We start from the raw sequence: 21,289 nt of genomic DNA, 5'->3' as shown, positions 1-21,289 counted from the left end.
AGCATCCTTGGCGTCGCGGGATCGAAAAACGCCGGGCGTCAACTTGTATGGGCGAGCTTGTCCACCGTTTCGGGGAAGAAGTCGGGCGCGGCCTTACGCTTGCCGAACATCATGTCGTATTGCAGCAGGCGGAAATCGTTGATCGCCGGATCGATGTCCTTCTGCCGAGCCCAGTCGGGCGTCGCTTCGCCTGACGGTGTCAGCAGGAGATTGCGATCGACGACGCGGTAGCGTTCGCGCAGCGCGCCGAGGAAGCCGGTGTAGTAGGGGTGCGTGATCCCGGCGGTGGTCAGGATGTGGTAGGGCAGGAAGGCCGGGCTGACCGCGCCCATATCCTGCGCCGGGCCGGTGCGGTTCGACCAGATGATCAGCGGCGTCTGGTGGTGCTCAAGTGCTGCCTCCGGCGTCGGCTCCTTGCGCGGCGCGACATTGTCTTTGAGGAAGCCGGTCTCGACATAGACCGGGCCGAGCGGCGGCAGATGGTCGCCGAAGAAGGCGATGACCGTCGGCCGCTCGCGCTTCTTCGCCCATTCGATCAGCCGTTCGAGGCCACGGTCGGCATCGGCCGAACCCTCGGCGTAGCTGAGCAGCGATTCCCGCGCCCACGTGCTGATGGGAGCCGCGACCTTGTGGGTCGGGTTGTAATAGCGGTACGGCTCGTAGGGGCCGTGGTTCTGCAGGCTGACGGCGAAGAAGAACACCGGGCCCTCGCTGGCGTCGGCCTCTGCGATGATCTCGTCGGTCATTGCCGCGTCGGAGGCCAGCGGCCCGCGCTTTTCCAACGGTGGCAGCGTCTCTTCCGAGCGGAAATCGTTGAAGCCGAAATCGGCATAGACCGCGCCGCGGTTCCAGAACCAGTTGGTGCCGGGGTGGATGGCGCGCGCCCGATAGCCTTCACTTTTCAGGAAGGTCGCCAGCGACGGCGTCGGCGTGCGCACATATTGCTGATAGGGGATCGAGCCCGCCGGCAGGAAGGCGTTGGAAAAGCCGGTCAGCGCCTCGAATTCGATGTTGGCGGTCATGCCGCCGAATTCCGGCGAGAACATATAGCCGGAGCGCAAAGCCCGCACATTGGGGATCGGGTCCGGCGTGATGGTGACGCCGGGCAGCTTGGTCGGATCCCAGAAGGATTCGCTCATCACCACGATAATGTCGGGTTTCTCATCCGGCACCGAGGCCGTCACATCAGGTCTGTCGATCGCATCGATCGCCTTGTCGGAATAGCCGGCCGGTGCAGAGACATGCGCCATCGGCACGTTGAGCGCGAAAGCCAGCGCAAACCCGTTGGAGGCGTAGTTCTCCTTCTGGTCCCACATGATCGGGATGATCTGCAGCCGGTCGCGGGTCCACGAGAAGGTGGCGTAATCCATGATCGAGACGAAGAAGGCGAGCAGCGGCACTGCCAGCGTCAACCGCGCCAGGCGCCCCTTGCGGCTGAGGATCGGTACCTTGCGGCGCCACCGCCGCCAGCCGTAGACCAGCAGCGACAGCCCGGCGACGATGCCGACCGCCATGGCCACCGCCGTCCAGGGCCGCTCGCGCACCAGAAGCGGCATCAGCGCCATGATCTGACGCGAATAGAGGAAATCGGTCGGGTAGAGCGGATCACCGAGATAGTGCGACTTCTGGTGCCCGACAAAGGCCAGCGCCAGCGTCAGCGGCGCCACGATCATCAGGCTCTGGTGGCTGCGGCCAAGCACGGCGTCCAGTCCGATCAGCACCAGCGCAAAGACGATGATGGTGGTCCAGCCCGGCTTGAAGGGCTGCAGGAAGAAGTCGACCGTGCCGAAAAAGTCGCCGCGCACGATCCATTCGATGGCGAACACCAGGACAGCGGAGGCAAGCAGCGTGACCAGACCGTAGCGGATGACAGGCCATCTGCGCCCCGGCAGGTAGCCGGTGGACGGATCGTCTTCCAAGAACTGTGGCGCGGGTACTGCCGCGCCCTTCCTGATCCTTGCCACTTCTCTTCTTCCCCCGGCCCAAGCAACGCGTTTTTCCACTCGCGTCACCGTTCTGTCATAGAACTGTCATGCAAAAGCTAGCGCCTGTGGCGGAAATAAGAAGAGCCAGCAAACGATTCGTGAGCGGTTTTCATCAGGAGTGATCGGCAAAAAGCCTTTCAGAACAGGGACTCGAGGTCAGCTTCCGGGTGGAACGAGGACCGAAATGCTGCTCGCGGGCTTGACTTGGCGGTCCGCCTTGCGTCACAGGCAGGAAAAATCAGCCGCTGGAGAGAGCCCAAATGGCCGTTGCATTCACCTTTCCGGGACAAGGCAGCCAGGCTGTCGGCATGGGCAAGGACCTCGCCGACGCCTTCCTCGAGGCGCGCAGGGTCTTCGAGGAAGTCGATGACGCGCTGGGCGAAAAGCTGTCGACATTGATCTGGAAAGGCCCTGAAGAGACGCTGACCTTGACCGCCAATGCCCAGCCGGCGCTGATGGCGGTATCGCTGGCTGCGGTGCGGGCACTGGAAGCGCGCGGTTTTTCGCTGAAGGACAAGGTCGCCTACGTTGCCGGCCACTCGCTCGGCGAATATTCCGCCCTTGCCGCCGCCGGCTTCGTCTCGGTCGCAGATGCCGCCCGGCTACTGCGCATTCGCGGCAATGCCATGCAGGAGGCGGTGCCGGCCGGAGAGGGCGCGATGGCGGCGATCATCGGACTGGAACAGCCTGACGTCGAAGCCGCTTGCACTGAAGCAGCCGGCTCCGGCAAGGTCTGCCAGATCGCCAACGACAATGGCGGCGGCCAACTGGTGATCTCCGGCGCCAAGGCGGCGGTGGAACTCGCCGCGAAACTGTGCACCGAGAAGGGCGCCAAACGGGCGCTGATGCTGCAGGTCTCCGCCCCCTTCCACTCGGCGCTGATGGCGCCGGCCGCCAATGTGATGCGCGAGGCGCTGGCCGGGGTAACGAAGCATGCGCCGGTGGTTCCCGTCGTTTCCAACGTCACCGTGACCCCGACCAGCGATCCCGACGAGATCGCGCGGCGCCTGGTCGAGCAGATCACCGGCCGCGTGCGCTGGCGCGAAACGGTAGAGTGGTTCGGCGCCAACGGCGTCGCCACGCTCTACGAGATCGGCGCCGGCAAGGTGCTGTCGGGCCTGGCGCGGCGCATCAACCGCGACATCGCCACATCAGCCGTCGGCACTCCCGCCGATGTCGAGGCGGCGCTGGCCGCGCTGGGTTGACCAGAGCGTCCGGCGCAGGCGAGGCTGGGCTTGAACTTCTGGTCTCACCACTGTACATGAATACATGTATTCATCAGGAGGGTCCGTATGCCAACCTCGATTCGACTGGCTCCCGAAATTGAAGAGCGCTTGGATTTTCTTGCGACCAAGACCGGCCGCAGCAAGGCCTTCTATCTGCGCGAACTCATCGAGCGCGGTCTTGAGGACATGGAAGACTATTACCTCGCAGCCGAGGTCTTGGAACGGATCAGGAGCGGCGAGGAGGATGTTGTAACCGCCGAGGAATTCTGGCGTGGCCTGGACGCTTGAATATGTCCGCTCGGCGCGCAAATTCGTCGAAAAACTGGACCCGCAGACACGTCACCGCATCAGAGATTTCATCGAAAACCGCATCGCCGCACTCGACAACCCGCGTGAGGCAGGCAAGCCGCTGAAGGGACCTCTAGCGACATTTTGGAGATATCGGGTTGGGGATTATCGGATTATCTGCGATGTGCAGGACAAACGGCTCGTCATTCTGGTGGTGACGATAGGTCATCGTGGCGACGTCTACAGATAGCCAAATTCGCCGGCCGCCGACTTGAGAAGAGGATTGAAAAAATGTTCGAACTGACCGGCCGCAAGGCGCTCGTCACCGGCGCATCTGGAGGCATTGGCGAGGCGATTGCCCGCGTGCTGCATGCGCAAGGCGCCATTGTCGGCCTGCACGGCACCCGCATCGAGAAACTGGAGACCCTGGCCGGCGAGCTCGGCGACCGGGTAAAGCTGTTTCCGGCCAATTTGTCGAACCGCGACGAGGTCAAGGCGCTTGGCCAGAAGGCGGAAGCCGAACTCGAAGGCGTCGATATCCTGGTCAACAATGCCGGCATCACCAAGGACGGCCTGTTCGTGCGCATGTCGGATGCCGACTGGGACAGCGTGCTCGAGGTCAACCTGACCGCCGTGTTCCGGCTGACCCGCGAACTCACCCATCCAATGATGCGCCGCCGCCATGGCCGCATCATCAACATCACTTCGGTGGTTGGCGTCACCGGCAATCCCGGCCAGACCAATTACTGTGCCTCCAAGGCCGGCATGATCGGCTTTTCCAAGTCGCTGGCGCAGGAGATCGCGACCCGCAACATTACCGTCAACTGCGTCGCCCCGGGCTTCATCGAATCGGCCATGACCGACAAGCTCAACGACAAGCAGAAAGAGGCGATCATGGCGGCGATACCGACGCGCCGCATGGGCACGAGCGTTGAAGTGGCGTCTGCTGTCGCCTATCTCGCCTCCAACGAAGCCGCCTACGTCACCGGCCAGACCATCCATGTCAACGGCGGCATGGCGATGATTTGACGGGACATGGCCGGGTTATAAGAAGACATGGCCGGCTTGTGAAAAGAGACCATTTCGCCTTGGACCTTAGCCAATTTTCGTGTAATGCGGCCCGCAACCCGGCGGTTCGGGCAAAAACCGGTCCGGCACCGTTGCGTTTCCGGCAGGACCATCTTTCAGCTTGATTAGCGGCATTCTGCCCGCTAACGAAGACAGACAAACAAAAGACGAGGATGCCCCAAATGAGTGACACCGCAGAGCGCGTCAAGAAGATCGTCATCGAACATCTTGGCGTCGATGCCGACAAGGTGACGGAGCAGGCGAGCTTCATCGATGATCTGGGCGCGGACAGCCTCGATACGGTCGAACTCGTCATGGCGTTCGAAGAAGAGTTCGGCGTCGAGATTCCGGACGATGCGGCCGAGACCATCCTGACCGTCGGCGATGCCGTGAAGTACATCGACAAGGCTTCGGCCTGACGCTATCCGCAGTCATCACCGGGGAGGACCTGCGATGAGGCGTGTCGTCGTCACGGGCCTTGGCCTGGTTTCGCCGTTCGGTATGGGCTTCGAGCACAGCTGGAAGGAACTGCTGACCGGCCGCAGCGCCGCCAAGCGCGTCACCGAGTTTGAAGTGGAAGATCTTGCCTGCAAGATCGCCCACGTCATTCCGCGCGGTGACGGCACCAACGGCACGCTCAATCCCGAAGCCGTGCTTGAACCCAAGGAACTGCGCAAGATCGGCGACTTCATCCTTTACGGGATCGCGGCCGCCGACGAAGCGCTGAAGGATTCCGGCTGGGAGCCCGGCACAGAAGCCGAGCGTTGCGCCACCGGTGTCATGATCGGCTCCGGCATCGGCGGCCTCGAAGGCATCGCCGAGAATGCGCTGATCCTGCACGAACGTGGACCGCGCCGCATCAGCCCGTTCTTCATTCCCGGCAACATCATCAATCTGGTGTCCGGCCAGGTGTCGATCCGGCACGGGCTGAAGGGCCCCAATCACGCCGTCGTCACCGCCTGCTCGACTGGCGCGCACGCCATTGGCGATGCCGCCCGTCTGATCATCTTCGGCGATGCCGACGTGATGCTGGCCGGCGGTGCCGAATCGCCGGTGACCAGGCTTTCGCTTGCCGGCTTCGCCGCTTGCCGGGCACTGTCCACCGACCGCAACGACACGCCTGAGAAGGCCTCGCGTCCCTATGACCGCGACCGTGATGGCTTTGTCATGGGCGAGGGTGCCGGCGTCGTCGTGTTGGAAGAGCTCGAGCACGCCAAGGCGCGCGGCGCCAAGATCTATGCCGAGGTCACCGGCTACGGCCTGACCGGCGACGCCTATCACATCACCGCACCTGCCGAAGACGGCGACGGCGCCTTCCGCTGCATGACGGCGGCGCTGAACCGGGCCAAGCTGACGCCCGCCGATATCGATTACATCAACGCGCACGGCACCTCGACCATGGCCGATACGATCGAGCTCGGTGCCGTCGAGCGGCTAGTCGGTAATGCCGCCTCGAAGATCTCGATGTCGTCGACCAAGTCGTCGATCGGCCATCTCCTGGGTGCCGCGGGGGCCGCCGAGGCGATCTTCTCGATCCTCGCCATCCGCGACAACATCGCTCCCGCCACCATCAATCTCGACAACCCGGAACGCGAAACCGCGATCGATCTGGTACCCAACACGCCACGGCATCGCCAGGTCGACGTGGCGCTGTCCAACTCCTTCGGTTTCGGCGGCACCAACGCTTCGCTGGTCTTCCAGCGCTATATAGGCTGATTGCGGTATCGACCGGCGCGCCAGCGGTCTGTCGTCAATTTTGCCATATTCGAGCCTACTCTGCCGCTGGGGATTCGTCGCATCGGCCTGAAACCGAAGGCGCTTTTTTTGAAAGCACGATGCGTAGGCTTGAAATGTTAGGGCACGCTGTGCGTCCAACCGGACGCGCGGTCGCTCTAAGAGATCAGATGGTAGGGCGCTTATGAACACCAATCCGGGCGGCAGCGGACAATTCGGACAAAACCAGCAGACCGGCCCGATCGTGCCGAAGACTGCGGCCGAGGCCTTGCGGCCGGAAGCCGGCACGCCGCCGCCGAAGCGCTCGCGCGCCTCGCGCAGCCAGGTCGTGGTGTTCATGAACTTCGTCATCTCCGCGGTGATGTTGATGATCCTCGCCGCCGGCGTCTCGCTTTATTTCGGCAAACAGGCCTTCAACGAACCTGGTCCGTCCGCCAATGGCGACACCTTCCTGGTCAAGCCGAACACCGGCGTACAGGATATTGCCGACCAGCTCGAACGGCGTGGATTGATCAGCGACGCCCGCATCTTCCGCATTGGCGTGCGCGTCTATGGCAATGATTCAGCGCTGAAGGCCGGCGAATACGAAGTCAAGCCGCGCGCCTCCATGCGCGACATCATGGAGCTTCTGAAGAGCGGCAAGTCGGTGATGTATTCGCTGACCATTCCCGAGGGCCTGACGGTCGAGCAGGCGCTGCAGCGCATTGCCGAACAGGATGCGCTGACCGGCGACATGCCGGCGACCACGCCGGCCGAGGGCAGCCTTGCCACCGATACGTTGCGCTTCACCCGCGGCGCCACGCGCCAGCAGATGGTCGACAAGCTGCTCGCCGACCAGAAAAAGCTGGTCGACGAAGTCTGGCAGCGGCGCGCGCCCGACCTGCCTCTGGCCAATGTCGACGACTTCGTCACCTTGGCCTCGATCGTTGAAAAGGAAACCGGTCGGGGTGACGAGCGCTCGCGCGTTGCCGCCGTCTTCCTCAACCGTCTGGCCAAGGGCATGCGGCTGCAATCGGATCCGACCATCATTTACGGCCTGTTCGGCGGCAAGGGCAAACCCGCTGACCGGCCGATCTACCAGTCGGACATTGAGAAGCAGACGCCTTACAACACCTATCTGATCAACGGCCTGCCGCCGACGCCGATCGCCAATCCCGGCCGCGCCGCACTCGAAGCCGTCGCCAACCCGTCGAAGACCGATGATCTCTATTTCGTCGCCGACGGCACCGGCGGCCACGTCTTTGCCACCACGCTTGCCGAGCACAATGAGAACGTTGCCCGCTACCGGGCGCTGCAGAAAAAGCAGGCTGAAGACGCCGCCAAAGGTGCCAAGACCCCGGGCCAGACCGATGCGCCGGCGGATGGCGACAGCAGCGGTGACGCCAGTGGCGATACCGTCGGCGACAGTGGGGATGCCGGCGGCGATGCGGGTGCCGCCCAGTAGCAGGCCGGCGCTTTTTGGCGGAGTGACCTTGCGCCTTGCGGACATGGGCGACGCGCTGGTGCTTTGAGCGCCCAGCGCGGTTCGAAGCGTCTTTGGCCTTGCTCCGATGGCTCTGCAGATTTCAGCACTGCGAGATCAAAACGATACCGGAAATCAACACCTTGCCGGTATTCCGATTCTGACATTCGCGCTCCCCGTGATATCGAACGCGAGCGGGATTTCAGAATTGGAACATCAGGAGACACGAGCCGCATCATGAATTTGCAGAGCATGACCGGATTTGCACGCGCCGTCGCCGAGCACGACGGCGCTTCGATCGCCTGGGAGGTCAAGTCGGTCAACGGTAAGAGCGTCGAGGTCAGGCTGCGGCTGCCGCAAGGTTTCGAGCGGCTGGAGCCGGCGGTCCGGCAGACGCTGCAGAAGCGGTTTTCGCGCGGCAATTTCCAGGCGACGCTGACCGTCGGCCGCGCCGCCGGCCAGCAGGTGCAGCCGGTGGTCAACGAAGTCTTCCTCCGGGATCTGGCCGGGTTGGCCAAGCGGCTGCAGGAGCAGTTCGGTGTTGCCCCGGCGACTGCCGACGGCCTGCTTTCCCTGCGCGGCGTGCTCGATGTCCCCGAAACCAGCGAAACCGAGGAGGTTCGGGCAGCGCTCGACACGGCGATCCTGGCGGCGCTGGAGGCGGCGCTTACCGGTCTCGAGCAGGCGCGCCAAAGCGAAGGCGAAGCGCTGCGCTCGCTGCTTTCCGGCCATATCGACGCCATCGAGACGCTGACGCTCAAGGCCGAGGCCGACCCGTCGCGCGAGCCGGCGGCGATCCGCGAACGGATCGCCGAACAGGTGCGGCTGCTGATGGATGCGTCGGCCAATCTCGATGCCGGCCGGCTGCACATGGAAGCGGCGTTTCTGGCCACCAAGGCTGATATCCGCGAAGAAATAGACCGACTGAAGACACATGTGGCGTCGGGCCGGGCGCTGCTGGCAAATGGCGGCGCCATCGGCCGCAAGCTCGATTTTCTGGCGCAGGAATTCAACCGCGAATCGAATACGCTGTGTTCGAAGTCGAACGCCGCCACTGTCACCGCCATCGGGCTGGAGCTCAAGGCGGTGGTCGACCAATTTCGCGAACAGGTCCAGAATCTGGAGTAACCCAAGATGGGTGCCAAGGAGCCGATGGTTGCCAGGGATCTGGGATCCCGCATTCGCCGACGCGGGCTGATGCTGGTCCTGTCGTCGCCGTCCGGCGCCGGCAAGTCGACGATCGCGCGCAACTTGCTGGAAAGCGACGGCAGCCTGGAACTGTCGGTCTCGGTCACCACCAGGCCACGCCGCGGCTCGGAGATCGAGGGCGTCCACTACCACTTCCGCACCATGCGCGAGTTCGAGCGGCTACGCGATTCCGACGCGCTGCTGGAATGGGCCGAGGTGCACGGCAATTGCTATGCGACGCCGCGCGAGCCGGCCGAACTGGCGTTGGCGCAAGGGCGCGACATGCTGTTCGACATCGACTGGCAAGGCGCCCAGCAGCTCAAGGAAAAGATGCGCGCCGACATCGTCTCGATCTTCATCCTGCCGCCGTCGATGAAGGAATTGAAGGCGCGGCTGAAGCGCCGCGCCGAGGACCAGGAGCAGGTGATCGAGACCAGGCTGAAGAACGCCCGCAACGAGATCGAACACTGGAAGGAATACGACTTTGTCATCGTCAACGACGATCTCGACCGCGCTTTCGCCGAAGTGCGCGGCATCGTGACGGCAGAACGGCTTCGGCGCGATCGCCGACCGGGTTTGTTTGATTTCGTATCGGGACTGTTGGACGAGAAGACGGAGTAAGTAGCTCCTCCACCGTTGGGTAATCTAGTCACCTCTCAGCTGTCTGGCAGATCGTCCGGCCAACGCTGCGCTCCGTGAAGCACGCGCAGGATTCGAATTGTGCTGTCGGTCGGCTGATAGGCTGCGACGTATGGCGTGCCGACGATGACAAGCTCTCGCGTCCCAGCGAGACGGCCGGTCCGGCCGCTTTGGGGAAAATCTCGAAGACGGCTGATCGCGGCGACGATCCGTTCATCGACGTCGATCGCGGCCGCAGGATTGTCAGCCTCGATATGCGTGAAGATGCCGTCGCGATCTGAAAGCGCGAATGGCGACCAGACGATCTTCAAGATTTAGGTTCACCAGCCGAGCGCCGCGCCGTGGCGCGTCTCTCGGCAAAATGCGCTTCGATTTGATCGTCGGGAATGTCGGATCGGGTGTCGTCGAGCGCTTCGCGCACCTTGGCGCGAAACCACGCGTCATACGCCTCGTTGTTTGTGACGAGATCGATAGGCAGCGCACCCTCGTTGGCGGTTCGGGTGAGCAATATCCGCACCGCATCCGAGACCGTCAGCCCCATGCTTTGGAGCACCGCCGAAGCCCGATCCCGGATGTCGGCGTCGATACGCGTCTGGACCAGTGCATTTGCTGGCATGGCAATCTCCTTCGACATCAATGTAATGCGTTTGAATGACGATTGCTAGGCCGGCACCGGCGGTCAAACAGCGTTCGTCAGCCGCACGAATTCCTCGACGCTGAGCGTCTCCGCCCGCCGGGTCGGATCGATGTTGGCGCGCAAAAGCAGTGCCTCACCCCCTAGGCTCTTCACGCTCTGCCGCAGCATCTTCCGGCGCTGGCCGAAGGCAGCTTCGGTGACGCGGCCGAGTTTTTTCACGTCGGCCGCCAGCGGACTGGCACGCGGCACCAGATGCACCACCGAGGAGGTGACCTTGGGCGGTGGTGTGAACGCTTGGGGTGGCACGTCGAAGGCAATCCTCGCTTCGGTCCGCCAGCCCGCCAGCACGCCGAGCCGGCCATAGGCATCGCTGCCGGCGCCGGCGACAATGCGCTCAGCCACCTCGCGCTGGAACATCAGCGTCATCGATTGATAGAAGGGCGGCCAGTCGGTGACGGTCAGCCAACGGATCAACAGCTCGGTGCCGATATTGTAGGGCAGGTTGGCGGCAATCCTCACCGGGCCGCCGCCTTGCGACGCGGCACTGGCAAGAGTGGCAAAATCCGTCTTCAGCGCGTCGCCGCTGATCACCTCAAGCCGGCCCGGATAGTGGTTGGAGATCTCGGCAAGCGCCGCCAGGCAGCGTTCGTCGCGTTCGATGGCGATGACGCGCCGGGCACCGGCAGAGAGCAGCGCCCTGGTCAGCCCGCCGGGGCCGGGGCCAACCTCGATCACCGTGCTGTCGCTAAGGTCACCGGCGGCGCGCGCGATCTTGCCGGTCAGATTGAGGTCGAGCAGGAAATTCTGGCCAAGCGCCTTCTTCGCCTGCAGCCCATGGCGCTCGATCACCTCGCGCAGTGGCGGCAGCCCATCAATGCTCATGCGGCTGCGACCTTTATGCCGGTATCGGCCAGCCGGCGGGCCAGCTTCAGCGCCGCGATCAGGCTGTCGGGACGTGCGATGCCTTTGCCGGCGATGTCGAAGGCTGTGCCGTGATCGGGCGAAGTGCGGATGAACGGCAGGCCAAGCGTGACGTTGACCGCCTCGTCGAAGGCCAGCGCCTTGGCCGGGATCAACGCCTGGTCGTGATACATGCAGATCGCGACGTCATAGTTAGCGCGGGCGCGCGCATGAAACATCGTATCGGCCGGCAGCGGCCCGAAGGCGTCGATGCCTTGCGCACGCAGGATCTCGACCGCCGGGCGGATGATGCGCTCATCCTCCGTTCCCATGGCGCCGCTTTCGCCTGCATGCGGATTGAGGCCGGCAAGCGCGAGCCTCGGCCTGGCGATGCCGAAGCGGCTTGCAAGATCGGCGGCCGTGATGCGCGAAGTCGCAACGATCAGCTCTGTCGTCAGCATCTTCGGCACCTCGGCAAGCGCAATGTGGATGGTGACCGGAACGGTGCGCAATTCGGGGCCGGCGAGCAGCATCACCGGCGTCACCGGGCCACCGATGTGCAGGGAGGCCAGATGCGCCAGATATTCGGTGTGGCCGGGAAAGCCGAAGCCGGCATCGTAAAGCGGCTTCTTGGCGATCGGACAGGTGACGACCGCGGCCGCGTGGCCGGCAAGGCAGTCGGCGACGGCGCGGTCGATGGCTTCGATGGTGCCGGCGGCATTGGTCGGGTCAGGCCGGCCGGGATCGTCGGTGAAGCGCGCCGCCAGCGGCACCACGGGCAAAGCGTCTTGAAAGACATCAGCTGCTTGCGCCGGGGCCGTCTCCGCGATTGCCACCTCGGCGCCGATCCGACGCGCCCGCGCGGCGATCAGCGCCGGGTCGGCGAGAAGATAGAAGGGTGCCGCACCCGAATCGCGGGCGCTCTGCCACGCGGCAATGGCGATTTCCGGCCCGACGCCGGACGGATCGCCGACGCTCAGTGCCAGCGGAAGCTCTGTCTCACGCACGGCCAGGCCGGTTTCAGCGCGTGACGATCTTGGCTTTCGCCTTCAGCTCCTCGACATATTTGGCCGAGAGGTCGTCGGCGTTCTTGTCGCCGGTGCTTTCGCTCTGGAACACCATCTGGGCAGCCTTGTCGTCAGAGACCTCGCGCGACGAGCAGATACCGATGAATTCGATGCCGCGATCGGTCTCGCGCACAGCCGTGGCGCCGCCCAGTTTGGTGGCCTTGATCTGCTCGGCCCAGTCCGGCGGCAGTTGCGGCGCCAGCACCCTGGGGAGATCGCGAACGGTGACGTCGACCAGGCCCTTGGCGAATTCGCGCGTGGTGGCGCAGCCGTTGAAGCGGGCGCGCATGGCCTCGGCCTCACGCTTGCGCTTGGCGAGTGTGGCACTGCGCTCGGCCTTCGGCACCACGAAGATCACCTGCTGCAGCATGTACTCGGTGGCGCTCGGCTTGGCGCCGCCTTTTTCGAGCATGTGCTTGACCAGGTCCTGTTCGCTCATCTGTCCGCCGCCGCCGCTATAGCGTGCGCTCAGCGCCTGGTTCCACGCCATCTGGGCGCGGATGAATTCCTTGAAATGCTCCTTGGTCACGCCGGACTGCGTCATGACGCCGTCCAATTGCTTGAGCTGCATCTTGTTGGTCGAGGCAAAGCGCTGATAGGCGGCCTCGACCTGGGCGTCGGTGATCCGGATGCCGAGGCGCTTGGCCTCGGCGACGCGCAGCGTCTGGTCGATCATCTCCTGGCCTGCGTCGCCCTTCTTGCGCTGCAGTTTCAGGAAGGCAGCCCGGTGCGCAATGTCGCCGCTGGTGATCGGTATGTTGTTGACGACATACTTGATTTCACTGGCGAAGGCCGGCGGCGTCATCATGGTGACTGAGATCGAGGTCGCCGCTATCAGGAGCGCGAATCCTGCCGAAAACAGGTATTTCCTCATCGAAAGCATCCCAATTCTAAGCCCGGTTTTGGATGACCAAAACCCGTGCCCGCTTTATGCGGCAAAACGATGTCGTCAGCCGGCTCTACTGGATGGTGTCGATCGAGCTTTGTGACGAGCCGAAATCGCCGAGCGTGCGGAACGACAGGTTGAAGCCGACATTCTGCGACACTTCCCTGGTGTTGATGTCGCGCGATTCCGAGAACGTCATCAGATAGGTGAAGCAGGAATCGTTGTAGGCAAAGCCGACGCCATCCTTGACCAGCACGCTTTGCTGCAGGTCGTAGGTGCCCGTGCCGAAGACGCGCCAGTTTTCGGCCAGGTGCGTCGAGGCGCCGAGCGTGACTTCGTGGCGATCGGTGGTGAAACCGTAGAGCGGCTGCGCCTGGATGAAGGCGTATTTGGCGCTCAGCGAAACCGGCAGGCCGGAATAGGCGGCCTTCACCTCGGCGCGGCGAACTTCGAAGCTCTGCTCGTCGAAGCGGCCGCTGAACGAACCGGAGAAGCCGCTCGGGCTGCTGAAGCCGATAAGACCGACATAATCGGAGGTCGAAGTCTCCAGGCCGGAATCGGCACCCGCATTGACCAGATCCGGTGAATCGAACGAATTGCGTCCGCCCAACTGGTAGGATTGGCCAAAGATGGCGTTGGTGCCCCAGCCATTGTCATAGGCGCCCGAATAGCGGAACCCGACATTGGCGCGGCTGCCGCCTTCGACGCGGTCGTAGCCGGAGAACTTGTCGCGCTCGAACAGCGTCGTGGCGTCGAAGACGAAGCTCTGTGCATCCTCGTTGGGAACGGCCAGGCCGCCGACATACTGTTCGTTTGGGCGCATGAAGACCTGCGCCATCGGCTCGACGATATGGCTGGAGCCGGTCATCGAGAACAGCACCGGCCAGCGCATTTCAAGTCCGGCGGTCGCCATGTAACGGGCAAAGGAAGACCGCATGTCGGCGGTGGTGTCTATTCGAGGATCGGCGGCCATCGCATTAATGGCAGCGAGCGAGCCTGAGGATGCATTGAGATAGTCGACGTCACCCTGCAGAGCCAAGAGAGGCGTCAGTTGCAATCCGCCGTCCGTGGTGAAGGTGCGCTTCCACTCGGCCTCGGCGGTGAAGCGGCCCGACTCGCCCTCAATGCCGCGCACGCGCTGGACGCCCGAGGCCGGCACGTAGGGGGTAAAATAGGCCTGATCGAGATCGTCACGGCGGATCACCCGCGCATTGACATTGAACGACAGTTGGCCACCGGCCACCGACATGTCGGGGATATAGGCATAGTCGAGCGACGGCAGCACCCAGGGCTGCTTGTCGCTGCGCGACGAGATGTTGCTGTCCAGTGCGTTTTCCTGAACCTGGAAGCGCATGGCGCGCACATCGAAATAATTGCGACCGTTGAGGCCGGTCAGGTAGACCGACGATTGATGCACGGCGTCGTTGTAGCCGTCGATCGTATAGGTACGCGAGAAATTCTTGTCGGTCTGCAGCAGGATGTCCCAACCGAAGTCCCAGCGCGGATTGATGGCGAACTGGCCTTTGGTGCCCATCATGCCGCGAAACTTGTTGGGATCGCCGACTTCGCCCGAATTGACATTGTGGCCAGCGCTAGTGGGGAAAGCGGAGCCATCGATGAAGGCGTTGGGGTCTTCCTGACGGATGCCGGCAATCTTCAGCGTGTACTGGCCATTGTTGAAGCGCTGGCGCCACTCGGCCTCGCCGAGGAACCCCTGCTTGGTATAGCCGCTGCCGGTGACGGTGAGATCGTAGGTCGGCGACAGTGCGAAATAGTAGGGGACTTTGACGCCGACGCCGAGTTCGTTGTTGAAGGCGATGCTGGGGATCAGGAAGCCGCTTTTGCGCTTGACCGTCGGGTCGGCGATCTCGAACGCCGGCAGATAGGCCAGCGGGAAGCCGAAGAATTCGAAATTCGCGTTCTCGAAGCGAACCGTCTTCTTTTCGCCGTTCCAGATGATCTTCCTGGCTTTGACCCGCCAGGTCGGCGCCTTGTCCGGCTTGTCCTCGCAAGGCTCGCAGGCGGTATAGACGCCGTTGTGGAACGTCGTCAGCACGCCGCCCATGCGTTCAGCGCTTTCGGCGGCGAAATAGGCCTTTTCGGGGGTTTCGACGCGCAGCGCGTTGACGAAACCATCGGCGAAATCGTCGGTAATGTCGATGTGCTGCGAGTTGATCTTGGTGCCGTCGCTGTTGACGATCTCGACATTGCCGCTGGCGACGAGCCGCTTGGTGTTGCGATCATACACGACGCGCTGGGCGACGAGCTTGTTGCCGCCATAGTCGATCTGGACGCCGCCGATGGCGGTGACCGTCTGGTTGTCGTTGTTATAGACGAGCGTATCGGCCGCCAGCAGCATCTGGGTGCCGGAGGGAACCTTCGTTGCCACGTCGGTGACATCCTGCGCCAGCGCAGGAGCCATCGGCACGCCGCAAGCGAGCAGGCATACCAAGGCGCTCGCCGAATAAAGGCGCGCCAAACCAGCCTGCCTATGGCTGCGCAAAGCCGCCTCCCTCACTAGCCGTCTTCCTTGTATAGCAGGAATGTCACCCCAAAGAACATAGCCACGACAACCGGAACCCATGCAGCCACGGCTGTGGGCACGAATCCCGCCACGCCGAATGCCTTGACCAATACCGAAACGACATAAAGCAGAAACCCGGCGAGGACGCCACCCAGAATCATCGTTGCCGACTGCCCCATCCTCGCAAATCGCATTGAAACTGTTGCCGCAATCAGCGTCATGGCCACAAGCAGGAACGGTAACGCCACCAGCGAATCGAACTGCATGGCGAAGGCATTTGCCTTGAGGCCGAAGGAGCGGGCAACCTCAATCTTGCCGGGAAGCTCGTAAAACGGAATGGTTTCGGGGCGCGCCAGCCTTTCCTGCACGAACTCCGGCTTGAGGTTGGTCGGCAACTGGTCCGTCGTTTCCGAGCGGATGTTGCCGTCCTTGAACACCTTGACGTCCTGCAATTCCCAGTAGCCGTCGCGCAGGAAAGCCCGCGCCGCGTCCTTGCGCTCGACGATATTGCCTTGCGGATTGAGAACGAAGAACACCGCGTCGGCCATTTCCAGGCCCTGGTTGAGGATGGCGCGGGCGCCGATGATGGTGTCGCCGGAGCTGGTTTTCTGGCGGATCCACGGCGTGGCATCGGCCGCCACAGCGTTCGAATTGCCGGACCGCAGCTGGTTTTCCATCTGCTCCGACCAGGAAAAGCCGTGCGCGGCGATCGGATTGAGCACGCCGACCGACAGCGCGCCGAATAACAACGCACCGATGCAGCAGGGCAACAGGAACTGCCAGGCCGACACGCCGGCCGAACGCGCAATCACCAGCTCATATTTGCGGTTGAGCGACACCAGCGTCGCCATCGCCGAAAACAGGCCGACAAACGGCACCGTCTGCAGCATGATCATCGGCATCCGCAGCGCCGAGATGGCGACCGCCGTGCCGTAGGTGAAGCCCGGCAGGCCGGTGATGCGGCCGGACAGTTCGGTGAAGTCGATCAGGAACACCAGCGCCAGAAGGCCGATAAAGAACCAGATCGTGATCGACACGTAGCGAAAGAAGAAGTAGCGGCCCAAGGTCCAGCCCATCGTCAGGCTCCCTGGCCGGATGTGTAGCGCCGGGTGAGGCGCAGCTTCAGCGCCGTCCAGCCATCACTGACGCGGCCGGCGAAATTCGTCAGCCAGTCGGCCCAGCTGCCGGGCAGTTCCATGCTTCGCGAGGTGACGATGAACCAGATGGCGACCGCCGAGGCGACGATCGGCACGCCATAGACCATGTACGCATATTGCGGGACCTTGTCGGCTTTCCCGGCGGCAAAAAAGCCCAGCCAGCGCACGAACAGCGCAACGGCAATGGCTGTGATCAGCGGATGGATGCGCGCCTCGCGGTGTGAGCGCGCATCGCCTGCCACGGCCAACGCGATCAGCGCGAACACCAGCGCGTACGACCATTCGGAAAAGCGCTGGTCGAGCTCGGCCTTGTAGGCGCCGGGCCTGCGCTGGAAGATCTTGTCGTTGGGGTCCGGGTTGAGCAGGTACTGCGTCGTCCTGTCCTTGGGCAGGAGCAGGATATCGTTCGCCGCCGACATGAAAGCGGATAGATCGAAGGCGTAGGAGGTGAAGCGGATGACCGACAGATCGCCGGTCAGCGTCTTGCGATGAATGACGCCGTCATTCATCATCAGCACCTTCTCGTCACCCTTTTCGACGACGCTGCCGCTCTTGGCATAATAGATCAGATTGGCGCCTTCCTCGCGCGAATCGGCGACGAAGATGCCGCCAAGCCGGTTGTCCGGCAGCCGCTCGCCGATCTGCAGGAACAGCCCGTCGTCGATCTTGCGGAATGTGCCTTCCTGGATGATCAGCGACAAAAGATCGGCGCGCGAGGATGCGATCAACTGGCGGTTCTTCTGCCTGGCATAAGGCTCGACGCCATTGTCGACGGCGAAGGAAAGGACACTGGCCGCCAGAGCGATCAGCAGGACCGGCCGAACGATCGTCCAGCGCGAGGCGCCGGCGGCGTTGATGACGGCCAGCTCCGAATCGGAATTCATGACGCTGAGCGTCTGGGCGACCGCCACCACCAGGGCGAACGGCACCACGATCGGGATGATCGTGGGGATGATGAGGGCCGCGACCTCGAAGAAGGTCAGTGCCGACTGGCCGCTGTCGGTAACGAGATCGATGCGGGCGAGTACCTGCGTCGTCCAGACAATGGCCAGCGTCCAGATCAGCGCAGCGAGAAACACCGCCAGCGCACGACGCATGATGTAGCGTTCAACGACCTTCATGTAAGGCTTTTCTCGATTTGCCGAACGGCATCATGCCCGCAGACAAGGTAGTCGTCCGGCTGCGCCTGTACAACTGGGTGTGTTTGGCCATTTCTTTCAGGCGGATCGATCCGTTTCCCGTCCCACATCGCCCGTCCCGCGGGCCGGAGTGTCGGCGGCAATGGATAAGAAAGGGAGAACATCGATGGTTAACAACAGGTTGCGGCAGGAGAGCGGGGCCGTGCCGCGACGAATCGTCATCGATTCCACAGCGCATATGGGCCCCGATTCCGGCAAAGTCTTGCCAAATGAAGGAAAACGACCAAATGTCGCGCATCTTCCCTGAAAACGCATTCTCCCTGAAAACCTGAGCCGTTTCCGAAAGCAGGACCTGATGACTTTGAGACCATTGATCGCCTTCGCCAAATTTGCCGCGCCTAAAAAGGGCAGCGTCTTCGTGCTGGCGGCCGACGATGGCGGTCTTGGCGAGCCGGCAAAGGCCTGCGATCCGGATGGAACGCTGGCGCGGGCGTTTCCGGTGGCGGACTTTTCCGGAAAATTTGCCGGTGTCGTCGAAGTGCTGGCGCCGCAGGGGACATCGCTCGACCGGCTGGTGGCGATCGGCGCCGGCAAGGTTGCCGGTCTCGATGACTTTGCCTGGCTGAAGCTTGGCGGCACCATTGCGGCGTCCCTGCGCAAGGCGACCGAAGTGGCCATCATTCTCGATGTGCCGGGCGCAAAAATTGGCGGTAAGCAAGCGGCGAACCTGGCTGCCGGCATCGTCCTGCGCAGCTACGCCTTCGACAAATACAAGACTAGGAAGGACAAGGACGAGGCCGAGCCGAAGAAACCGGTCAAGGTCACCATCCACACCGCCGATCCGGCCGCCGCGAAAAAGGCCTTCGCCGACGAAGTGGCGGTGATCGACGGCGTGCTTCTCGCGCGCGACCTGGTCAACGAACCCGCCAATGCACTCGGCCCGGTCGAATTCGCCGCCCGCGCCAAGGAACTGGAAGCACTCGGTGTCGAGGTCGAGATCCTCACCGAGAAGGAAATGAAGAAGCTCGGCATGGGCTCGCTGCTCGGTGTCGCGCAAGGCTCGCCGCGCGGCGCCCGCATGGCTGTCATGCAATGGAAGGGCGGCAAGGCCAAGGATGCACCGGTCGCCTTCGTCGGCAAGGGCGTCACCTTCGACACCGGCGGCAATTCCATGAAGCCGGCTTCCGGCATGGAAGACATGAAAGGCGATATGGGCGGTGCTGCCGCAGTCACAGGGCTCATGCAGGCGTTGGCGGCGCGCAAGGCAAAGGCCAATGTCGTCGGCATCATCGGGCTGGTGGAGAATGCCGTCGATGGCCACGCCCAACGCCCGGGCGACATCGTCACCTCGATGTCGGGCCAGACCATCGAGGTGCTCAACACCGATGCCGAAGGCCGCCTCGTGCTGGCCGATGCGCTATGGTATTGCAACGATCGCTTCCAGCCGAAATTCATGGTCAATCTGGCGACGCTGACGGGCGCGATCATGGTCGCGCTCGGCCAGCACTATGCCGGCCTGTTCTCCAACAATGACGAACTGTCGGACAGGTTGACGACGGCCGGCCAGGCGACGCAGGAGCGGCTGTGGCGCATGCCGCTTGGGCCCGAATACGACAAGCTGATCGATTCCAAGAGCGCCGACATGAAGAACATTGGCGGCCGCTATGGCGGCGCCATCATCGCGGCGCAGTTCCTGCAGCGCTTCGTCAAGGAAACGCCGTGGGCGCATCTCGACATCGCCGGCACCGCGATGGGCTCGCCGCCGAGCGAGATCAACCAGTCCTGGGGCTCGGGTTTCGGCGTCAGGCTGCTCGACCGCCTGGTGCGCGACAATTACGAGGGATAGAGCCGGATATGGCCGACGTCCTTTTCTACCACCTGACCGAATCGACGCTGGAGGATGCGCTGCCCGGCCTGCTCGAGCGCAGCGTCGATCGCGGTTGGCGCGCCGTGGTGCAGACCGGCACCGAGGAGCGGCGCGACGCGCTCGACCAGCATCTATGGACATTCCGGGACGATTCGTTCCTGGCCCATGCGACCGACCGCGAGGCCTATCCGGCCGAGCAGCCTATCCTCCTGACCACGAGCGAGGCCAATCCCAACCAGGCGCAGATACGCTTCCTCGTAGATGGCGCTGCTCCTGCGGATCTCGCCGGTTACGAACGCGCCGTGTTCCTGTTCGACGGCCATGACGCGGCCCAGGTCGAAGGCGCCCGCACGCACTGGAAGACGTTGAAAGAGGCCGGCCACGCGGTCACCTATTGGCAGCAGACGCCCGACCGGCGCTGGGAGCGCAAGGCTTAGAGGGTGGCGCCGGCCCGTCTTGAAAACGACGCTGTTATCTCCGAACGATCCGATCTAAGGATTGCGAAAAGCGCAACTCACGCGGCGGGCTGAGAATGCGGGTCAAGATCATCGGAACCGGGCGAGCCGTGCCGGCTCGATGCGTGACGTCGCGCAGTCTCGACGCGCGGCTGGGGCTTGGCGATGGCCATCTCGAAGCTGCCACCGGCGTCATTGAGCGCTATGTCTGCGAGGCCGAATCGCAGGTCGATCTCGCCTGTGCGGCGGCGCGCCTCGCACTCACCGATGCCGGCATCGATGCCAGCAGCGTTGATCTGGTGATCGGCGGTTGCGGCGTGCCTTACCAGCCGCTGCCGTCGACCGCGCCGCTGGTCATGCAGCGTCTCGGCCTGGCGGATGGATCGGCCGCCGCCTTCGACGTCAACAGCACCTGCCTCGGCTTCCTCACCGCTTTTGAGACGGCGTCGCGGCTGATCGAGGCCGGGCAATGCCGCACCGCGCTGGTGTTTTGTTCCGAGATCGCCTCGCGCGCTTTGCCGTGGCAGGATCAGCCGGAAATCGCGGCCCTGTTCGGCGACGGCGCGGCCGCCGCGGTGCTGCAGCAGGCAGCACCCGGCAAGGGCAGGGTGGCGGCCAATCTGATGCGCACCTATCCCTCAGCCTATGAAGCCTGCAGCATCGGCTCCGGCGGCACGCGTTTCGACTTTCACCGTCAGCCGGAGGAATTCGCCCACCACAGTCTCTTCCACATGGACGGCAAGGAACTGTTCCGCGTCACGTCGCGCCATTTCAACGGCTTCGTTGCCGAATTGCTCGATCGTGCCGGCTGGCGGCGGGACGATGTCGATGTCGTCGTGCCGCACCAGGCGAGCCCGTTCGCGCTCGCCCATATGGCGCGTCAGACCGGCTTTGCGCCGGAGAAGCTGATCGATATCGCGGCGCGCTACGGCAACCAGATCGCCGCTTCGATCCCCTTTGCGCTCGATGTCGCACGCCGCGAACGCCGCGTCGCGCCGGGCGTCAAATTGCTGTTCCTCGGCACCTCGGCCGGCGTATCGTTCGGCGGCATGGCGCTGGAAGCCTGA

The 21,289-nt window shown here is 63.4% G+C and carries 21 protein-coding genes; 12 read left to right on the top strand and 9 right to left on the bottom strand.

Features of this window, described 5'->3' with window-relative positions; all coding sequences use genetic code 11:
* Positions 1-38 precede the first annotated feature (38 nt).
* Positions 39-1,964, bottom strand: coding sequence for an LTA synthase family protein (locus AC1DXM_RS18515; protein ID WP_477234950.1), 1,926 nt, complete (start codon positions 1,962-1,964; stop codon positions 39-41).
* Between the two features lie 281 nt (positions 1,965-2,245).
* Between AC1DXM_RS18515 and fabD the strand changes: the two genes are divergently transcribed.
* From fabD to gmk, 9 genes are all read left to right on the top strand, one after another.
* On the top strand, positions 2,246-3,190 hold the full coding sequence (gene fabD, locus AC1DXM_RS18510; RefSeq protein WP_477234948.1) for an ACP S-malonyltransferase: 945 nt from the start codon (positions 2,246-2,248) through the stop codon (positions 3,188-3,190).
* Positions 3,191-3,277: 87 nt separating this feature from the next.
* Complete coding sequence (relB, locus tag AC1DXM_RS18505) at positions 3,278-3,499, top strand: type II toxin-antitoxin system RelB family antitoxin (RefSeq protein WP_477234946.1); 222 nt, start codon at positions 3,278-3,280, stop codon at positions 3,497-3,499.
* Positions 3,483-3,749, top strand: coding sequence for a type II toxin-antitoxin system RelE family toxin (locus AC1DXM_RS18500; RefSeq protein WP_477234944.1), 267 nt, complete (start codon positions 3,483-3,485; stop codon positions 3,747-3,749). The genes relB and AC1DXM_RS18500 overlap by 17 nt, the downstream gene beginning before the upstream one ends.
* 41 nt (positions 3,750-3,790) lie before the next feature.
* Positions 3,791-4,528, top strand: coding sequence for a 3-oxoacyl-[acyl-carrier-protein] reductase (gene fabG, locus AC1DXM_RS18495; protein WP_477234942.1), 738 nt, complete (start codon positions 3,791-3,793; stop codon positions 4,526-4,528).
* 221 nt (positions 4,529-4,749) lie between these two features.
* Positions 4,750-4,986 (top strand): acyl carrier protein, encoded by a 237-nt coding sequence (locus tag AC1DXM_RS18490; RefSeq protein WP_006203723.1) that lies wholly within the window; start codon positions 4,750-4,752, stop codon positions 4,984-4,986.
* A gap of 34 nt (positions 4,987-5,020) precedes the next feature.
* Positions 5,021-6,283, top strand: coding sequence for a beta-ketoacyl-ACP synthase II (gene fabF / locus AC1DXM_RS18485; RefSeq protein ID WP_112560796.1), 1,263 nt, complete (start codon positions 5,021-5,023; stop codon positions 6,281-6,283).
* A 202-nt stretch (positions 6,284-6,485) separates the two neighbouring features.
* Positions 6,486-7,745 carry an endolytic transglycosylase MltG gene (gene mltG / locus AC1DXM_RS18480; protein WP_477234940.1) on the top strand — a complete coding sequence of 420 codons (1,260 nt, stop codon included), beginning with the start codon at positions 6,486-6,488 and terminating at the stop codon, positions 7,743-7,745.
* Between the two features lie 255 nt (positions 7,746-8,000).
* Complete coding sequence (locus AC1DXM_RS18475) at positions 8,001-8,891, top strand: YicC/YloC family endoribonuclease (RefSeq protein ID WP_477234938.1); 891 nt, start codon at positions 8,001-8,003, stop codon at positions 8,889-8,891.
* Positions 8,892-8,897: 6 nt separating this feature from the next.
* Positions 8,898-9,572 carry a guanylate kinase gene (gmk, locus tag AC1DXM_RS18470; protein ID WP_162712060.1) on the top strand — a complete coding sequence of 225 codons (675 nt, stop codon included), beginning with the start codon at positions 8,898-8,900 and terminating at the stop codon, positions 9,570-9,572.
* A gap of 35 nt (positions 9,573-9,607) precedes the next feature.
* Here the strand turns inward: gmk and AC1DXM_RS18465 are convergent, their stop codons facing one another.
* The 8 genes from AC1DXM_RS18465 to lptF form a co-directional block, all read right to left on the bottom strand.
* Complete coding sequence (locus tag AC1DXM_RS18465) at positions 9,608-9,901, bottom strand: type II toxin-antitoxin system RelE/ParE family toxin (protein ID WP_477234935.1); 294 nt, start codon at positions 9,899-9,901, stop codon at positions 9,608-9,610.
* Complete coding sequence (locus AC1DXM_RS18460) at positions 9,898-10,206, bottom strand: type II toxin-antitoxin system RelB/DinJ family antitoxin (protein WP_477235046.1); 309 nt, start codon at positions 10,204-10,206, stop codon at positions 9,898-9,900. The genes AC1DXM_RS18465 and AC1DXM_RS18460 overlap by 4 nt, the downstream gene beginning before the upstream one ends.
* A 63-nt stretch (positions 10,207-10,269) precedes the next feature.
* Positions 10,270-11,109 carry a 16S rRNA (adenine(1518)-N(6)/adenine(1519)-N(6))-dimethyltransferase RsmA gene (rsmA, locus tag AC1DXM_RS18455; RefSeq protein WP_477234933.1) on the bottom strand — a complete coding sequence of 280 codons (840 nt, stop codon included), beginning with the start codon at positions 11,107-11,109 and terminating at the stop codon, positions 10,270-10,272.
* Positions 11,106-12,134 carry a 4-hydroxythreonine-4-phosphate dehydrogenase PdxA gene (gene pdxA, locus AC1DXM_RS18450; RefSeq protein WP_477234931.1) on the bottom strand — a complete coding sequence of 343 codons (1,029 nt, stop codon included), beginning with the start codon at positions 12,132-12,134 and terminating at the stop codon, positions 11,106-11,108. The genes rsmA and pdxA overlap by 4 nt, the downstream gene beginning before the upstream one ends.
* Positions 12,135-12,147: 13 nt before the next feature.
* The gene (locus AC1DXM_RS18445; RefSeq protein WP_477234929.1) at positions 12,148-13,077 is read right to left on the bottom strand and encodes a SurA N-terminal domain-containing protein; all 930 of its coding nucleotides are present in this window, start codon (positions 13,075-13,077) and stop codon (positions 12,148-12,150) included.
* Positions 13,078-13,153: 76 nt separating this feature from the next.
* The gene (locus AC1DXM_RS18440) at positions 13,154-15,598 is read right to left on the bottom strand and encodes an LPS-assembly protein LptD (RefSeq protein ID WP_477234927.1); all 2,445 of its coding nucleotides are present in this window, start codon (positions 15,596-15,598) and stop codon (positions 13,154-13,156) included.
* Positions 15,598-16,680 carry an LPS export ABC transporter permease LptG gene (gene lptG / locus AC1DXM_RS18435; protein ID WP_477234925.1) on the bottom strand — a complete coding sequence of 361 codons (1,083 nt, stop codon included), beginning with the start codon at positions 16,678-16,680 and terminating at the stop codon, positions 15,598-15,600. The genes AC1DXM_RS18440 and lptG overlap by 1 nt, the downstream gene beginning before the upstream one ends.
* A gap of 2 nt (positions 16,681-16,682) precedes the next feature.
* A complete protein-coding gene (gene lptF, locus AC1DXM_RS18430; RefSeq protein ID WP_477234923.1) occupies positions 16,683-17,882 on the bottom strand; it encodes an LPS export ABC transporter permease LptF in 1,200 nt (399 codons plus the stop codon).
* Positions 17,883-18,255: 373 nt separating this feature from the next.
* Between lptF and AC1DXM_RS18425 the strand changes: the two genes are divergently transcribed.
* The 3 genes from AC1DXM_RS18425 to AC1DXM_RS18415 all read left to right on the top strand — a co-directional run bounded on the left by AC1DXM_RS18425 (position 18,256) and on the right by AC1DXM_RS18415 (position 21,289).
* Positions 18,256-19,746 (top strand): leucyl aminopeptidase, encoded by a 1,491-nt coding sequence (locus tag AC1DXM_RS18425; protein WP_477234921.1) that lies wholly within the window; start codon positions 18,256-18,258, stop codon positions 19,744-19,746.
* An 8-nt stretch (positions 19,747-19,754) separates the two neighbouring features.
* The gene (locus AC1DXM_RS18420; protein ID WP_112397329.1) at positions 19,755-20,204 is read left to right on the top strand and encodes a DNA polymerase III subunit chi; all 450 of its coding nucleotides are present in this window, start codon (positions 19,755-19,757) and stop codon (positions 20,202-20,204) included.
* A gap of 95 nt (positions 20,205-20,299) precedes the next feature.
* Complete coding sequence (locus tag AC1DXM_RS18415) at positions 20,300-21,289, top strand: 3-oxoacyl-ACP synthase III family protein (protein ID WP_477234919.1); 990 nt, start codon at positions 20,300-20,302, stop codon at positions 21,287-21,289.

The organism is Mesorhizobium sp. P3_A2 (genome assembly GCF_056403115.1).
This window is presented reverse-complemented; position numbering and strand designations above follow the sequence as displayed.

Excerpts from the sequence above, each read along its gene's own strand:
- fabD (WP_477234948.1), top strand. The coding sequence starts at position 2,246 with ATGGCCGTTGCATTCACCTTTCCGGGACAAGGCAGCCAGGCTGTCGGC.
- relB (WP_477234946.1), top strand. The coding sequence starts at position 3,278 with ATGCCAACCTCGATTCGACTGGCTCCCGAAATTGAAGAGCGCTTGGAT.
- fabG (WP_477234942.1), top strand. The coding sequence starts at position 3,791 with ATGTTCGAACTGACCGGCCGCAAGGCGCTCGTCACCGGCGCATCTGGA.
- AC1DXM_RS18490 (WP_006203723.1), top strand. The coding sequence starts at position 4,750 with ATGAGTGACACCGCAGAGCGCGTCAAGAAGATCGTCATCGAACATCTT.
- fabF (WP_112560796.1), top strand. The coding sequence starts at position 5,021 with ATGAGGCGTGTCGTCGTCACGGGCCTTGGCCTGGTTTCGCCGTTCGGT.
- mltG (WP_477234940.1), top strand. The coding sequence starts at position 6,486 with ATGAACACCAATCCGGGCGGCAGCGGACAATTCGGACAAAACCAGCAG.
- AC1DXM_RS18475 (WP_477234938.1), top strand. The coding sequence starts at position 8,001 with ATGAATTTGCAGAGCATGACCGGATTTGCACGCGCCGTCGCCGAGCAC.
- gmk (WP_162712060.1), top strand. The coding sequence starts at position 8,898 with ATGGGTGCCAAGGAGCCGATGGTTGCCAGGGATCTGGGATCCCGCATT.
- AC1DXM_RS18460 (WP_477235046.1), bottom strand. The coding sequence starts at position 10,206 with ATGCCAGCAAATGCACTGGTCCAGACGCGTATCGACGCCGACATCCGG.
- rsmA (WP_477234933.1), bottom strand. The coding sequence starts at position 11,109 with ATGAGCATTGATGGGCTGCCGCCACTGCGCGAGGTGATCGAGCGCCAT.
- AC1DXM_RS18445 (WP_477234929.1), bottom strand. The coding sequence starts at position 13,077 with ATGCTTTCGATGAGGAAATACCTGTTTTCGGCAGGATTCGCGCTCCTG.
- lptG (WP_477234925.1), bottom strand. The coding sequence starts at position 16,680 with ATGGGCTGGACCTTGGGCCGCTACTTCTTCTTTCGCTACGTGTCGATC.
- lptF (WP_477234923.1), bottom strand. The coding sequence starts at position 17,882 with ATGAAGGTCGTTGAACGCTACATCATGCGTCGTGCGCTGGCGGTGTTT.
- AC1DXM_RS18425 (WP_477234921.1), top strand. The coding sequence starts at position 18,256 with ATGACTTTGAGACCATTGATCGCCTTCGCCAAATTTGCCGCGCCTAAA.
- AC1DXM_RS18420 (WP_112397329.1), top strand. The coding sequence starts at position 19,755 with ATGGCCGACGTCCTTTTCTACCACCTGACCGAATCGACGCTGGAGGAT.
- AC1DXM_RS18415 (WP_477234919.1), top strand. The coding sequence starts at position 20,300 with ATGCGGGTCAAGATCATCGGAACCGGGCGAGCCGTGCCGGCTCGATGC.